We start from the raw sequence: 13655 nt of genomic DNA on the forward strand, positions 1-13655 counted from the left end.
TCAGTCCTTGAGGTCGTATCCGGAGAGGCGTTCGACGCCGCGGAGGAGGGCGGAGTGGTCGAGGCCGCCGTCGCCCTGGGCGCGCAGGGAGGCGACGAGGGTGGCGACGACGGAGCCGAGGGGCAGGGCGGCGCCGACGGTGCGGGCGGCGTCGGTGGCGATGCCCATGTCCTTGTGGTGCAGGTCGATGCGGAAGCCGGGCTTGAAGTCGCGGTTGAGGAAGTTGGCCCTCTTGCGGGTCAGGACGGTGGAGCCGGCCAGGCCGCCGTTGAGGACGTCGAGGGCGGCGGGCAGGTCGACGCCGGACTTCTCCAGGAAGACCACGGCCTCGGCGCAGGCTTGGATGTTGACGGCGACGATGAGCTGGTTGGCGGCCTTGACGGTCTGGCCGGAGCCGTGCGGTCCGCACAGCACGATGGTCTTGCCCAGTGTCTGGAGGATCGGCTGGGCGGCGTCGAAGTCGTCCTGGTGGCCGCCGACCATGATGGACAGGACGGCTTCGACGGCGCCGGCCTCGCCGCCGGAGACCGGTGCGTCCAGGACCCGGATGCCCTTTTCGGCGGCGTTCTGGGCCAGGTCGATGGAGGTCTGCGGGGTGATCGAGGACATGTCGATCAGCAGCGCNCCCCGCTTGGCGTTCGCGANGATCCCGTCGGGTCCGTAGGCGATGGCCTCGACCTGGGGGGAGGCGGGGACCATGGTGACGATCACGTCGGCNTCCCGCACCGCCTNGGCGATCGAGGGCGCCGCGGTGCCGCCGGCGGCGGCCAGNCGCTGGAGCTTGTCGGCCTCCAGGGTGTAGCCGGTCACCTCGTAACCGGCCTTGATCAGGTTCTCGGACATGGGCGAACCCATGATGCCCAGCCCGATCCACGCGATCTTGGGGAGATTGCTCATCGAAAGCCTCTTTCACAAGGGGAGGGACGCAGGCGCCGGGGCGGCAGCCAGCCGAAGGACTCGGCACTGGGCCGGTCGCCGGGCGTCAGACCTTGAGCGGCTTGATCGCGGTGGGCGCGTGGCCGGGCTCGGTCGCGACCTCTTCCCACTCGTTGACCTTGTCGATCTCCGCGGCGGCCATGGAGATGTTGGTGATCCGCTCCAGGATCGCCTCGACGACGACCGGGACGCGGTGTTCGGCGGCCAGCTTCTTCGCCTTCTCGAAGGCGGCGCCCAGCTGACTGGGGTCGGTGACCCGGATCGCCTTGCAGCCCAGGCCCTCGGCGACCTTGACGTGGTCCACGCCGTAGACGCCCAGCTCCGGCGAGTTGATGTTCTCAAACTCCAGGTTGACCTGGAAGTTGATGTCGAAGTTGCGCTGCGCCTGGCGGATCAGACCCAGGTAGGCGTTGTTCACCAGCACATGGACGTAGGGGATCTTGTGCTGGGCGCCGACCGCCAGCTCCTCGATCATGAACTGGAAGTCGTAGTCGCCGGAGAGCGCGACGACCGGGGTCTCCGGGTCGGCCTTGGCGACGCCGAGGGCGGCCGGGATGGTCCAGCCGAGCGGGCCGGCCTGGCCGCAGTTGATCCAGTGACGCGGCCGGTAGACGTGCAGCATCTGCGCGCCGGCGATCTGGGAGAGGCCGATGGTGGTGACGTAGCGGGTCTCCGGGCCGAACGCCTTGTTCATCTCCTCGTAGACGCGCTGCGGCTTCATCGGGATGTTGTCGAAGTGGGTACGGCGCTGGAGTTGGGCCTTGCGCTCCTGGGTGGAGGCGGCCCAGGCGCTGCGGTCGGGCAGCTCGCCGGCGGCCTTCAGCTCCTGGGCCACCTCGATGAACAGCTCCAGGGCGGCCTTGGCGTCCGAGGCGATGCCGTAGTCCGGGGCGAAGATCTTGCCGATCTGGGTCGGCTCGATGTCGACGTGGACGAACTTCCGGCCCTGGGTGTACAGGTCCAGCTTGCCGGTGTGCCGGTTGGCCCAGCGGTTGCCGATGCCGAGGACGAAGTCGGACTCCAGGAAGTTCGCGTTGCCGTAGCGGTGCGAGGTCTGGAGGCCGACCATGCCGGCGTTCAGCTCGTGGTCGTCGGGGACGATGCCCCAGCCCATCAGGGTCGGGACGACCGGGGTGCCGGTCAGCTCGGCGAACTCGACCAGCAGGTCGGCCGCGTCGGCGTTGATGATGCCGCCGCCGGCGACGATCAGCGGGCGCTCGGACTCGTTGAGGAGCGCGATCGCCTTCTCGATCTGGGCCCGGGTCGCGGCCGGCTTGAAGGCGGGCAGCGGCTCGTAGGTCTCCGGGTCGAAGTCGATCTCGGTGAGCTGGACGTCGATCGGCAGGTCGATCAGGACCGGGCCGGGCCGGCCGGAACGCATCAGGTGGAACGCCTGCTGGAAGACGCCGGGGACCTGGGCGGCCTCCATGACCGTGGTGGCGGCCTTGGCGACCGGCTTGGCGATCGCGGCGATGTCGACGGCCTGGAAGTCCTCCTTCTGGATCACCGCGGTGGGGGCCTGGCCGGTGATGCAGAGGATCGGGATGGAGTCGCCGGTGGCGGAGTACAGGCCGGTGATCATGTCCGTGCCGGCCGGTCCCGAGGTGCCGATGCAGACGCCGATGTTGCCCGGGCGGGTACGGGTGTAGCCCTCGGCCATGTGCGAGGCGCCCTCGACGTGGCGCGCCAGCGTGTGGTCGATCCCGCCCGCGGCCTTGAGCGCCGCGTAGAAGGGGTTGATCGCCGCGCCCGGCACTCCGAAGGCGTTGGTCACGCCCTCGCGCTTGAGGATCTCCACCGCAGCGCGGGCGGCTGTCATTCGAGGCATCGAGTACTCCTGCGTCGACCTGTCACGGGCATGTCCGACCGGAGCGGTCGGCGCGCCAATTCCGTATCATGGAATTAATGTTTTGCTTTATGGAAGGGAACGTAGAGCGAGTCCCTCGGCCCGTCAAGGGGTGTTTTCGGTGCGAGCTCGCCACGGGACGCCACCCGGGACGTACGGAGCCGCCCACCGGAAGATCACCCCGCACACGGCGCGCAGAGCAGGGCACACCGCGACTCGATAGAGGGGACCCAAGAGAGGGCGGACCGGCGCACCCACCCCGACGCCCGTCCCTCGGCCGAGAATTGACGCTGCGTCAGCACTGCCGACGCACAGACCCGACGTAACGCGAAAAACGCTGGCGAACGCCCCGATACCCCCGGGAGCCGTGCCCGCCTCTCAGGCATTGCCGTCTCACCGACTGGACGTGGAACTGATCACATACGAGGCGAGGGATGGGCTCGACGTGGTTGGGTAGTCGGGCGCCGGCGCGCGCCGTACCCGGCTGCCGCCGTTGTCTAACCGATTTTCAGGAGTGACCGATGCCCGCCCCCGTCCCAGCCCCCGCGCCCGCCCCGGCGAGCGGTTCACCGATCTACGAGAGCCTGGTCTCGAAACACGGCGACGTGGTCGCCGAGAGCCGCCGTGCCGCACAGGAGACCCAGCGGGAAGCCGACCGGCTGCTGCACTTCGCCCCGCGCGACGGCCGGGACTGAGCAGACGCCGGAGACGGGCCAGGGCACTCGCCCGGCCCCGCTCTCCGGCCGCCACGCCCCACCGCGACACGTTCCCGCAGGCCGACGCGATGTCCGCTGCCCGCCGGCCGGCAATGCCCGGGCCCAGCAGGCTGACTGACGGCAAGACTGGCGCCAAGACCGACGCCCGCGCGACGGACTCGCTCTCCGTGCTGACCGGGATGTACGCGGCCGACGCCGCATACCTGGCCGGGCCGCCGGCGGCCCCGGCAAGGCTTCGTTCGCCCCTCTGGCGCTCTACTTCGCACCCGATGTCGTCCTGCACCAAGCCGCCGCCCTGCCCTATGGCGGCACCTGGTGCGGCCATGAGGGCAACAAGCGGTTCTTCCTCGCGGTGAGCCGGACGTGGGAGTCGTTCGCCATGGTGTCGCAGGAGTTCCTCGCCACCGGACCGACCACGGTCGTCCTCACCCACCTCCGCGCCCGGGCGCGGGCCAGCGGCCGGGAACTCGCCTTCCCCACCCTCCAGAGGATCACCGTCGAGGACGGCCTGCTCGCCGAAATCCGGCCTTTCTACGGGACACCGCGGAAATCACATCCGCCTGCCGCGCCCCGGCGCCGCACCCGAATTGAGATTCCGGTTTGCATACCGCCGGGCCGGTATTCGCGCCGATACCCGGACAGCGGAAATGCCCCGCCCCTCCTTCGCCGTAGGGGCCGAAGGAGGGGCGGGGTCGCGAGGGTTTACTGGGTCTCCTCCGGAGCGATCTCCGAGTGGCCCTTTCCTTCCTTGCCACCACCCTTGGCTTCCTTGCCATCCTTGGCTTCCTTGCCCCCCTTGCCTTCCTTGCCCTGGTCGCCGTGGTGCTCGCCGTGATCTGAGCCATCGTCGCCGAAAGCCCAGCGATTGCCGGCGTTGTCGTTGTTGACGTCCTGGAAGTTCATGGTGGACGCATTCATCACGCCGCCCCATTCGTCGTCAGCGACGGCGGTGCCGGCGGAACCAAGGAAGGCGGCCGAACACACAAGTGCGGCGGCGGTGAGCGCGGTGCGCATACGCATGCTGTGCTCCGAAATATCGTCGGGGTCGCTAGGACGTGGAAATTCATGCCACCAATCCCCGGTCATCACGCCACGATTCACCCGCTCGGCGGTTTGGCCTCGTGCGACCGGTGGCGGGCCGACGCCATCCGACGTAAGGTGCGCGACGACACTCCGCGACGCCGCGATTCTCCAACCCGGATATCGACCCTTCTCCGTTCACAAAACGGCGCACGAAACGGTTCCTGAGCAGCTCGTGAAGCGGTTCGCGAAGGAGTTCGCGAGCAGTTCACGAAACCGCCGTGAAACCGCGCACGAAAGGCGCCACCCCATAAGGAGCGACGCCTCCCAAGGTGGCGCGATTATGCGGACCAGCGGGAATCCCCCGTCAGCCGATCGGCATCCCGACAGCATCCGGGCGATGACCACCCGCCGAATCTCGCTGGCGCCTTCGAAGATGGCGTAGATGACGGCGTCGCGGTGCCTCCGCTCGACGCACCCTCCAGAAATGCCGCTCTGAGCTGCACATTCACCCTGATTACTGTCGTGTATCACTGGATTACGAAGGTTGATGATCAGCAGGCTCGTGTCACCGAAGCATGAGCGGCACTGTCCACTGGTTCCACAGGGAGATCGCGAGGGGCGCCCTCAGCTCTCCCAGCGATAAAAGCTGCAGGTCATTGGGCGGCGATGATGGCGAGTATGGCAACCATCAAGGCCAGCCCGGGCGGCGTCCTTCGCATCCGGCGGCGGCCCAGTCACGCAGCCCGAGTCGGGACTTCTCCGACTCGAGGTACTCCTCGCTGCCCTGCTGGAGGGGTGTTCTCGCACAGTTCGTAGCCGAGTCCCCGTCGACAGCGATCCACACGACCGCCCACGGTGCGGTGTGCCCCCAGTCGATGCCCACCGTACCGACGCCACGATCCGGGGAGCGCCATAAGGGCAACCGTGTGCCGTTCGTGGTGGTGGCATCGACGTACCGAGGCGGGGCTCCAAAGACACGACGACGTCTGGCGGGTCGGTGTGAGTTCGTCGAATACGAGGAGCTGGTACCAGCCGCCCTGCCGCCTGCGCGCATCCTTGACGGATTCGGCGTAGCGGATCACCAGCAACGCACCGTCAGAGAAGCGAAGTTCGTACGCGGTTCCGTTCCGTGCGGTACCCAGCACACTGGCATAGCCGACCTGGGACGGCTTCGCCGACAGCGACTCTTTCAGCTCACCGTAGGTGCGGCGGAACGCCCCGACACGGATACCGGGCTAGCGGACGCAAGTCCGAATGGCGTGGCGAATCACTTGCCGCGGGACTCCAGTTGGCCCGCTGCTTCGTGAGCGAAGACCAGGTCCTCCGGCAGGGTCGCGACGAGACGCACGCGCACACCTCCAGATCGAGCACGCAAAAAGCCCCCGACGAATCGGAGGCTTCAGAGCTTGCGAGCACACAAGTAATTCGTTGGGAGCAGCGCGACGTTCAACTGCCAAGCTGAAACCGCTTATAGGCCATCTCAAATGATCAACGCTTAACTTCTTATTGGGCCGTTGGGGCGGCGATCCTGCGACTGCCGTGGCACAACCACCCGTTCGCGACGGACCTGAATCCGGCGCGCCGCCGAACATTTGCAACATATCTCGTATTAGCCTCTTGTGACTGTAAGAAGTCGCTTTATTACGGATTGCATCCGTCGACCACCGGAGAAGAAATGCGCAAGCTTCAGAAGACTGCCCTCATGGCCGTCGTCCTCGGCAGCTTCGGCTTCCTCGGCGCCGGCACCGCCTACGCCCACGGCGAGAAGGGCGGCACCGACCTCGACATCAAGCAGGGCAGCCAGTGCAGGTCGCACGACGCGAACGTGGACGTCCTCGGCGAGGTCGGGATCGCGAACGGTCTGGGCGGAAACCTGCTCAACGGCGAGGGCTCCGCGGGTGCGCAGAACACCACCATGGGCTCGTCCGTGGGCTGCAACAACACCGCCGACTTCCCCAAGGAAAGCAAGGGTGGCGAGGAAAGCAAGGGCGGCGAGGAAGGCAGGGGCGGAGGCTCTGAGGGCAGAGGCTCCGAGGGCAGAGGCCCGGAGACCAGAGGCCCGGAGACCAGACCGGCCAACGAAGAGAAGAGCGGCGACGCACAGCAGTGCGGATGCTCGGAGAACAAGGAAGGTAACCAAGGCGGGGGACAGCAGCAGCAAATGGCACCGCGGCCCAGCATCAACTACACAGTCCGAACCGAGAGCCTGACGGCCTCGTAGGGACACATCGCGGGAGTCGGCTCGACCCGCAGTCGAAACTCTAGGCCGCCGGCTGGACCTTCGTGAGAAGTCCAGCCGGCGGCCAGACTTTTCCGGTCGGCTCGCCATGGGAAGTCTGAAGTCTGCTGTCTCCAGCGCGGCGATGGCGATGTGCATGGTCCCGCCACGGGCGGCGGCGACGGTGATCGTACGGCGGCAGGTCCTGAGGTGCGGGAAAGGAGAGGTTGCGTGCCGCGTGGCAATGACACTCAGCCAGCGGCCCCTTGAGCTTCGATCACGCCGCCGACGACCAGCAGGACGACGGGGAATCCAATCAACCCAAAGGCAAATGTCCACCCCATCTTCGCCGTCGTCTTCTGAGCCACTTTCCTGCACAAGAAGATCGCGGGCACGAGGTAGAGAAACCAGGCGAAGACGACGATGTACAAGTAACCCACGAGGAGTCCTCCTCTGGCGCCCGATGACGCACGTCGCAGTTCACTTGGTCGAGCAGCCTATGGATTCTGCATGACGAGCACACTCCGCCTGGAGAAGATCACCGCGGAAAACCTGGACGTCGCGATGGGATCGCAGCTGGCGAGCAAGGGCAAGGCTACGGTCGTTTCGCGGTCGAGTCCGTGGCAGCGGAAATCCGCCGTCCCGGCGGCACGCGCCTGACCACTCCATGGCACCCCGGGGAGGACGGCCCCGAGGGCTTCTGCCTGGGACTCGGATTCCGGACAAGACGAGCTGAGCGGGCCCCGGCCCCGCTCTCGATTGGGTGGGGCCCTTCTCGTGTCACCGCAATCTGTGGGCGTCTTGCAGGGGAATCCCCGTCAGCGGATGGGCATTCCCGACAGCGTGCGGGCGATGACCAGGCGTTGGATTTCGCTGGTGCCTTCGAAGATGGTGTAGATGGCGGCGTCGCGGTGCATGCGCTCGACCGGGTACTCGCGGGTGAAGCCGTTGCCGCCGAGTATCTGGATCGCCTGGGCGGTGACCTTCTTGGCGGTCTCGCTGGCGAAGAGCTTGGACATCGAGCCCTCGGCGTGCTCGAACTTCTTGCCCGCGGTGGCCATCCAGGAGGCGCGCCAGACCAGGAGGCGGGCGGCGTCGATCTGGGTGCGCATATCGGCGAGTTGGAAGGCCACGCCCTGGTTGTCGATGATCGGGCGGCCGAACTGCTCGCGGGTCTTCGCGTACTCCAGGGCCTCCTCGTACGCCGCGCGGGCGGTGCCCACGGCCATCGCGCCGACGGCCGGGCGGGACGCCTCGAAGGTGGCCATCGCGGCGTTCTTCAGGCGCTCACCGCCCTTGGCGCGCTCACGGGCGCGGGCCAGCCGCTCGTCGAGCTTGTCCTTGCCGCCGAGCAGGCAGTGGCCGGGGACCCGGACGTTCTCCAGCACGACCTCGGCGGTGTGCGAGGCGCGGATGCCGTGCTTCTTGAACTTCTGGCCCTGGGAGAGGCCGGGGGTGTTCGGCGGGACGATGAAGGAGGCGTGACCCTTGGAACCCAGCTCCGCGTCGACCACCGCGACCACGACGTGGACGCCCGCGATGCCACCGTTGGTGGCCCAGGTCTTGGTGCCGTTGAGCACCCACTCGTCCTTGGCCTCGTCGTAGACGGCGCGGGTGCGCATCGAGGCGACGTCGGAGCCGGCGTCCGGCTCGGAGGAGCAGAAGGCGGCGACCTTGACGTCACTGGCGTCGCCGTACATCTGCGGGACCCAGGTGCCGATCTGTTCCTCGGTGCCGTTGGCCAGGACGCCGACGGCGGCGAGGCCGGTGCCCACGATGGACAGCGCGATGCCGGCGTCGCCCCAGAACAGCTCCTCCATGGTCATCGGGATGCCGAGGCCGGTGGGGTCGAAGAACTGCTGGGCGTAGAAGTCGAGGGAGTACAGGCCGATCTTGGCGGCCTCCTGGATCACCGGCCAGGGGGTCTCCTCGCGCTCGTCCCACTCGGCGGCGGCGGGGCGCATGACATCCGCGGCGAAGCCGTGAATCCAGTCACGGACTTCCTTCTGCTCGTCGTTGAGTTCCATGGTGAACTCGGCCATGTCCCCTCCAGTGGTGCGTACGGCCGGCCGTTACTTCCGGTAACCAGAGTGTGTTACTCGCCGGTAATGGCTGTCAACTCCTCCCGGACGCCGATTTGGCCGCGGAGTTCGGGGCTCGGCGAGTCCGGGTGTTACGTTGCGCGAGCGCCACGGATTCACAAGGGTGGGGAGCACGACCATGGACAGCATCGACAGCACCGGACAGAGCGGCACGGAGCAGCCCGGCACCGACGGGGGCGACCGGCAACAGTCCGCGGCAGAGCGCAGACGGCGGGAACTACTGGAGGCGGCCGAACGCATCGTGCTGCGCGACGGCCCGGGCGCGTCGATGAACGCGATCGCCGCCGAGGCCGGGATCACCAAGCCGATCCTCTACCGGCACTTCGGCGACAAGGGCGGCCTCTACCGCGCCCTGGCCGTCCGGCACACCGACGCCCTGCTGGCCAACCTCCGGGCCGCCCTGGACGCCCAGGCCCTGCGCCGGGAGCGGGTCGAGGCCACCCTCGACGCGTATCTGGCCGCCATCGAGGCCCGGCCGCAGGTCTACCGCTTCCTGATGCACCCCGCCGACGAGGACATCCCCTCGGAGTCCGGCTTCGACGTCGGCCGGCACTCCGCTCCCCTGCTGCGCCGGCTCGGCGAGGAACTGGCCAAGGTCATCTCCGAACGGCTCGACCTGGGGCCGGACGGCGAGGAGCGGGCCCGGGTGTGGGGGCACGGCATCGTCGGCATGATGCACGCGGCCGGCGACTGGTGGCTGCGTGAACGCCCCTGCTCCCGCGAGCAGTTGGTGGGCCACCTCACGGATCTGCTGTGGGGCCGGCTGGCCGCCGTCGCGGACCTCGCTGACGGCCCCGGTTTCTGAACCGACGGCCGCGGTTTCCCACGAGCGCGCGGGCGGCGTCAGGCCGGTGTCGCCGCCCGGTCGTCCGACGCCGCCGCCCACGGGGCCCGGGCCGCGGCGCGCAGCGCGCGGCGGCGGCGCAGGCCGGTGAGGCGGTCGACGTAGAGGCCGCCGCCGAGGTGGTCGCACTCGTGCTGGAGACAGCGGGCGAAGAACCCGGTGCCGGTCACCGTCACCGGGGCGCCGGTGAGGTCGAACCCGCTCACCACGGCATGGTCGTGACGCGGGGTGCCCGCCTCGATACCGGGCAGCGAGAGACAGCCCTCCGGCCCGCGGACCACCGGCCCGTCCGCCTCGACGAGCCGGGGATTGACCAGGTGCCCCAGGTGCCGGCGCTCCTCGTCGTCGGGGCAGTCGTAGACGAACACCCGCAGCGGGACGCCGACCTGGTTGGCGGCCAGTCCCACGCCGTTCGCGGCGTACATCGTCGCGAACATGTCCTCGACCAGCGCGGCCAGTTCGCCGTCGAAGGCGGTGACCTCCGCACAGGGGCGGGTGAGGACCGGATCGCCGTACAGGCGCAGCGGGCGGGGGCGGCCGGAGCTGCCGGGGATGGTGCGGTGGCGCATGGGCCCAGGGTACGGGCGGGCATTCCGGAGGGCGTCACACAGGTGGCGGAGTTCGGGCCGGGCGCCGGATCTCGATAGGCTGATCCCCGACCGAAGCCTCCGGCCGGTCGGCGACCGCGGAGGAGGCGCAATCTCCCGGCAGCCCAGGGCAGGAGTGCGCCGGATGCAAGGAGGAACTAGGACGATGGCAGGCAACACGGAGCCGCTGTCGCCGCGGGCCAAGCTGGCGGTGACGGCCGGCAAGGCCGCGGCAGCGGTGTCGCGGGCGGCGGGCCGCGGCAGCGGATCGGTGATCGGCGGCCGGGTGGCGCTCAAGCTCGACCCCGACCTGCTGGCCTCGCTGGCCAGGCACCTGGACGTGGTCCTGGTGTCCGCCACGAACGGCAAGACGACCACCACCCGGCTGATCGCCGAGGCACTGCGGGCCAGCGGCCCGGTGGTGTCCAACGCGCTGGGCGCCAACATGCCCGCGGGCATCACCTCGGCGCTGGCCGGCGGCTCGGACGCCAAGTTCGGCGTCATCGAGGTGGACGAGAAGTACCTCGCCACGGTGGCCCGGGACGTCACGCCCAGGGCCATAGCGCTGCTGAACCTCTCCCGGGACCAGCTCGACCGGGCCGCCGAGACCCGGATGCTGGCCGAGCGCTGGCGGGAGGGCCTGTCCGGCTCCAAGGCGCTGATCATCGCCAACGCCGACGACCCGCTGATCGTGTGGGCGGCCTCGTCGTCCGCCAACGTGGTCTGGGTCGCCGCCGGCCAGGAGTGGAAGGACGACGCCTGGTCCTGCCCCTCGTGCGGCGGTGTGATGCAGCGGCCGGGCGACGACTGGTTCTGCGCCGAGTGCGGTTTCCGCCGGCCGACGCCCAGCTGGGCGCTCTCCGGCGACCACGTCCTGGACCCGCACGGCAGCGCCTGGCCGATCAAGCTCCAGCTGCCGGGGCGCGCCAACAAGGCCAACGCCACCACCTCCGCCGCGGTCGCGGCCGCCTTCGGGGTGCCGCCGCAGGTCGCCCTGGAGCGCATGTTCTCGGTGCAGGCCGTGGCCGGCCGCTATGACGTGGTCTCCTTCCAGGAGCGCGAGCTGCGCCTGCTGCTGGCCAAGAACCCGGCCGGCTGGCTGGAGACCTTCTCGCTGATCGACGGGCCGCCGACCCCGGTGATCATGTCGGTGAACGCCCGCGGTGCGGACGGCACCGACACGTCCTGGCTGTGGGACGTGGACTACACCCGGCTGGCCGGGCACCCGATCTTCGTGCTGGGCGACCGCAGGCTGGACCTGGCGGTGCGCCTGGAGGTCGCCGGGCTCGACTTCCAGGTGTGCGAGACCCTCGACGAGGCCGTGCAGCTGGCACCGGCCGGGCGGATCGAGGTCATCGCCAACTACACGGCCTTCCAGGACCTGCGCCGCCGCGTGGGCAACTGAGTGCGGTCCACGGACGACACGGACAAGGACGAGCGAGCATGAGTGACAACAGCCTCCGCGTGGTGTGGATCTACCCGGACCTGCTGAGCACCTACGGCGACCAGGGCAACGTCCTGGTGGTGGAGCGGCGGGCGCGCCAGCGCGGCCTGGACGTCCAGCGCCTGGACGTCCGGTCCGACCAGCAGATCCCCACCTCCGGGGACATCTACCTGATCGGCGGCGGCGAGGACCGGCCGCAGCGGCTGGCGGCCGAGCGGCTGATCCGCGACGGCGGTCTGGACCGCGCGGTCTCCAACGGCGCGATCGTCTTCTCGGTGTGCGCCGGCTACCAGATCCTGGGCCACGAGTTCATCAACGACCTCGGCGAGCGGCAGCAGGGCCTGGGGCTGCTCGACGTGGTCAGCACCCGCGGCGAGGGCGCGCGGTGCGTCGGCGACGTACTGGCCGACATCGACACACAGCTGGGGCTGCCGCCGCTGACCGGCTTCGAGAACCACCAGGGCGTGACGCACCTGGGCCAGCGGGCCCGGCCGTTCGCCAAGGTCCGGTTCGGCAACGGCAACGGCGTCGGCGACGGCTACGAGGGCGCGTGGAACGACACCGTCTTCGGGACGTACATGCACGGCCCGGTGATGGCCCGCAACCCGCATATCGCGGACATGCTGATCAAGCTGGCACTGGACGTCAACGCGCTGCCGCCGGCCGACGACCGGTGGTACGAGGCGCTGCGCCAGGAGCGGATCGCGGCGGCGACGCAGAGCGCCTGACGGCCTGCGCACAGACGGCCGGATCGGGGCCCCACGGCCCGGATCCGGCCGTTTTCCGTGCGTATGTGTCCGCACTGCGGGCGCTCGTGTGCCGGGGCGCCGTGCGCTTGTAGGCTGAGGGCCATCCAACCGGACGACGGGGTCCGGGCATCCGGTTGAGTTGCGATGGGTTTCTACGAGCAATGCGTATTGGTGTCCTCACCTCCGGGGGCGACTGCCCCGGTCTGAACGCCGTCATCCGGTCCGTCGTCCACCGCGCCACCGCCGACCACGGGGACGAGGTGATCGGCTTCAAGGACGGCTGGAAGGGCCTGCTGGAGTGCGATTACCGCAAGCTCGACCTGGACGCCGTCGGCGGCATCCTCGCCCGCGGCGGCACCATCCTCGGTTCTTCGCGGGTGCAGCCCGCCCATCTGCGGGACGGCGTCGAGCGGGCCCGCGGCCATGTCGCCGAGCTGGGGCTGGACGCGATCATCCCGATCGGCGGCGAGGGCACGCTGAAGGCGGCGCGGCTGCTGTCGGACGCCGGGCTGCCGATCGTCGGCGTGCCGAAGACCATCGACAACGACATCGCCGCCACCGACGTGACGTTCGGCTTCGACACCGCGATGGGGGTGGCGACCGAGGCGCTGGACCGGCTCAAGACCACCGCGGAGTCGCATCAGCGGGTGATGATCGTCGAGGTGATGGGGCGGCACACCGGCTGGATCGCGCTGCACTCGGGGATGGCGGCCGGCGCGCACGCGATCGTGGTGCCGGAGCGGCCGTTCGACATCGAGGAGCTGACGGCGCGGGTCGGCGAACGGTTCGAGGCCGGCAAGAAGTTCGCGATCGTGGTGGTCGCCGAGGGCGCCAAGCCGCGCGAGGGCACCATGGCCTTCGACGAGGGCGGCACCGACATCTACGGGCACGAGCGGTTCGCCGGGGTCGCCCGTCAGCTGTCGGTGGAGCTGGAGCGGCGGCTCGGCAAGGAGGCCCGTCCGGTCATCCTCGGCCACGTCCAGCGCGGCGGTACGCCCACCGCGTACGACCGGGTGCTGGCCACCCGCTTCGGCTGGCACGCGGTGGAGGCCGCGCACCGCGGGGAGTTCGGGATGATGACCGCGCTGCGCGGCACGGACATCACGCTGGTGCCGCTCGCCGAGGCGGTGGCGAGCCTGAAGACGGTGCCCGCCGAGCGCTACGACGAGGCCGAGTGCGTGCTGTGATCC

At 69.3% G+C, this 13655-nt stretch carries 12 protein-coding genes and 2 pseudogenes; 8 read left to right on the forward strand and 6 right to left on the reverse strand.

The genetic code is table 11. The annotated features are described in order from the left end of the window. Together B073_RS0112365 and gcl are read right to left on the reverse strand one after the other, a co-directional pair. On the reverse strand, positions 1 to 897 hold the full coding sequence (locus B073_RS0112365) for a 2-hydroxy-3-oxopropionate reductase (RefSeq protein ID WP_018537604.1): 897 nt from the start codon (positions 895 to 897) through the stop codon (positions 1 to 3). A gap of 85 nt (positions 898 to 982) precedes the next feature. Continuing rightward, the gene (gcl, locus tag B073_RS0112370) at positions 983 to 2764 is read right to left on the reverse strand and encodes a glyoxylate carboligase (protein ID WP_086023784.1); all 1782 of its coding nucleotides are present in this window, start codon (positions 2762 to 2764) and stop codon (positions 983 to 985) included. Between the two features lie 539 nt (positions 2765 to 3303). On the opposite strand from gcl, the gene B073_RS47125 reads away from it, so the two are divergent. Further along, positions 3304 to 3477: a hypothetical protein gene (locus B073_RS47125; protein ID WP_018538411.1), complete on the forward strand. Its 174-nt coding sequence runs from the start codon at positions 3304 to 3306 to the stop codon at positions 3475 to 3477. A 316-nt stretch (positions 3478 to 3793) separates the two neighbouring features. Next, positions 3794 to 3958 (forward strand): annotated as a pseudogene (locus B073_RS49030) (nuclear transport factor 2 family protein); the annotation flags it as partial. A gap of 242 nt (positions 3959 to 4200) precedes the next feature. Here the strand turns inward: B073_RS49030 and B073_RS0112380 are convergent. Then, positions 4201 to 4512 (reverse strand): hypothetical protein, encoded by a 312-nt coding sequence (locus B073_RS0112380; protein WP_018538412.1) that lies wholly within the window; start codon positions 4510 to 4512, stop codon positions 4201 to 4203. A gap of 1684 nt (positions 4513 to 6196) precedes the next feature. Here B073_RS0112380 and B073_RS47775 point away from each other — a divergent pair. Continuing rightward, a complete protein-coding gene (locus B073_RS47775; protein ID WP_018538413.1) occupies positions 6197 to 6742 on the forward strand; it encodes a hypothetical protein in 546 nt (181 codons plus the stop codon). A gap of 248 nt (positions 6743 to 6990) precedes the next feature. Here the strand turns inward: B073_RS47775 and B073_RS0112395 are convergent, their stop codons facing one another. Then, a complete protein-coding gene (locus tag B073_RS0112395) occupies positions 6991 to 7179 on the reverse strand; it encodes a hypothetical protein (protein WP_018538414.1) in 189 nt (62 codons plus the stop codon). A gap of 120 nt (positions 7180 to 7299) precedes the next feature. On the opposite strand from B073_RS0112395, the pseudogene B073_RS47780 reads away from it, so the two are divergent. After that, positions 7300 to 7461 (forward strand): annotated as a pseudogene (locus B073_RS47780) (GNAT family N-acetyltransferase); the annotation flags it as partial. A 96-nt stretch (positions 7462 to 7557) separates the two neighbouring features. On the opposite strand, the gene B073_RS0112405 reads toward B073_RS47780, so the two are convergent. After that, positions 7558 to 8781 carry an acyl-CoA dehydrogenase family protein gene (locus B073_RS0112405; protein ID WP_018538416.1) on the reverse strand — a complete coding sequence of 408 codons (1224 nt, stop codon included), beginning with the start codon at positions 8779 to 8781 and terminating at the stop codon, positions 7558 to 7560. Between the two features lie 178 nt (positions 8782 to 8959). Between B073_RS0112405 and B073_RS0112410 the strand changes: the two genes are divergently transcribed. Further along, positions 8960 to 9646, forward strand: a complete 687-nt coding sequence (locus B073_RS0112410; RefSeq protein WP_018538417.1) for a TetR family transcriptional regulator — start codon at positions 8960 to 8962, stop codon at positions 9644 to 9646. Between the two features lie 38 nt (positions 9647 to 9684). On the opposite strand, the gene def is transcribed toward B073_RS0112410, so the two are convergent. Next, entirely contained in the window at positions 9685 to 10254 is a 570-nt protein-coding gene (def, locus tag B073_RS0112415) for a peptide deformylase (RefSeq protein ID WP_018538418.1), read from the reverse strand. A gap of 184 nt (positions 10255 to 10438) precedes the next feature. On the opposite strand from def, the gene B073_RS0112420 reads away from it, so the two are divergent. The 3 genes from B073_RS0112420 (at position 10439) to B073_RS0112430 (ending at position 13652) form a co-directional block, all read left to right on the forward strand. Continuing rightward, positions 10439 to 11677: a MurT ligase domain-containing protein gene (locus B073_RS0112420; protein ID WP_018538419.1), complete on the forward strand. Its 1239-nt coding sequence runs from the start codon at positions 10439 to 10441 to the stop codon at positions 11675 to 11677. Positions 11678 to 11715: 38 nt separating this feature from the next. Then, on the forward strand, positions 11716 to 12444 hold the full coding sequence (locus tag B073_RS0112425; protein ID WP_018538420.1) for a type 1 glutamine amidotransferase: 729 nt from the start codon (positions 11716 to 11718) through the stop codon (positions 12442 to 12444). A 182-nt stretch (positions 12445 to 12626) separates the two neighbouring features. Continuing rightward, positions 12627 to 13652, forward strand: coding sequence for a 6-phosphofructokinase (locus B073_RS0112430; RefSeq protein WP_018538421.1), 1026 nt, complete (start codon positions 12627 to 12629; stop codon positions 13650 to 13652). The last annotated feature ends 3 nt before the right edge of the window (positions 13653 to 13655 follow it).

It is taken from the genome of Streptomyces sp. MspMP-M5, from assembly GCF_000373585.1.
Classification (GTDB): domain Bacteria; phylum Actinomycetota; class Actinomycetes; order Streptomycetales; family Streptomycetaceae; genus Streptomyces.

What these genes read in the sequence shown, in the direction of transcription:
- gcl (WP_086023784.1), bottom strand. Translation starts at nt 2,764, where the DNA reads ATGCCTCGAATGACAGCCGCCCGCGCTGCGGTGGAGATCCTCAAGCGC.
- B073_RS47125 (WP_018538411.1), top strand. Translation starts at nt 3,304, where the DNA reads ATGCCCGCCCCCGTCCCAGCCCCCGCGCCCGCCCCGGCGAGCGGTTCA.
- B073_RS0112380 (WP_018538412.1), bottom strand. Translation starts at nt 4,512, where the DNA reads ATGCGCACCGCGCTCACCGCCGCCGCACTTGTGTGTTCGGCCGCCTTC.
- B073_RS47775 (WP_018538413.1), top strand. Translation starts at nt 6,197, where the DNA reads ATGCGCAAGCTTCAGAAGACTGCCCTCATGGCCGTCGTCCTCGGCAGC.
- B073_RS0112405 (WP_018538416.1), bottom strand. Translation starts at nt 8,781, where the DNA reads ATGGCCGAGTTCACCATGGAACTCAACGACGAGCAGAAGGAAGTCCGT.
- B073_RS0112410 (WP_018538417.1), top strand. Translation starts at nt 8,960, where the DNA reads ATGGACAGCATCGACAGCACCGGACAGAGCGGCACGGAGCAGCCCGGC.
- def (WP_018538418.1), bottom strand. Translation starts at nt 10,254, where the DNA reads ATGCGCCACCGCACCATCCCCGGCAGCTCCGGCCGCCCCCGCCCGCTG.
- B073_RS0112420 (WP_018538419.1), top strand. Translation starts at nt 10,439, where the DNA reads ATGGCAGGCAACACGGAGCCGCTGTCGCCGCGGGCCAAGCTGGCGGTG.
- B073_RS0112425 (WP_018538420.1), top strand. Translation starts at nt 11,716, where the DNA reads ATGAGTGACAACAGCCTCCGCGTGGTGTGGATCTACCCGGACCTGCTG.
- B073_RS0112430 (WP_018538421.1), top strand. Translation starts at nt 12,627, where the DNA reads ATGCGTATTGGTGTCCTCACCTCCGGGGGCGACTGCCCCGGTCTGAAC.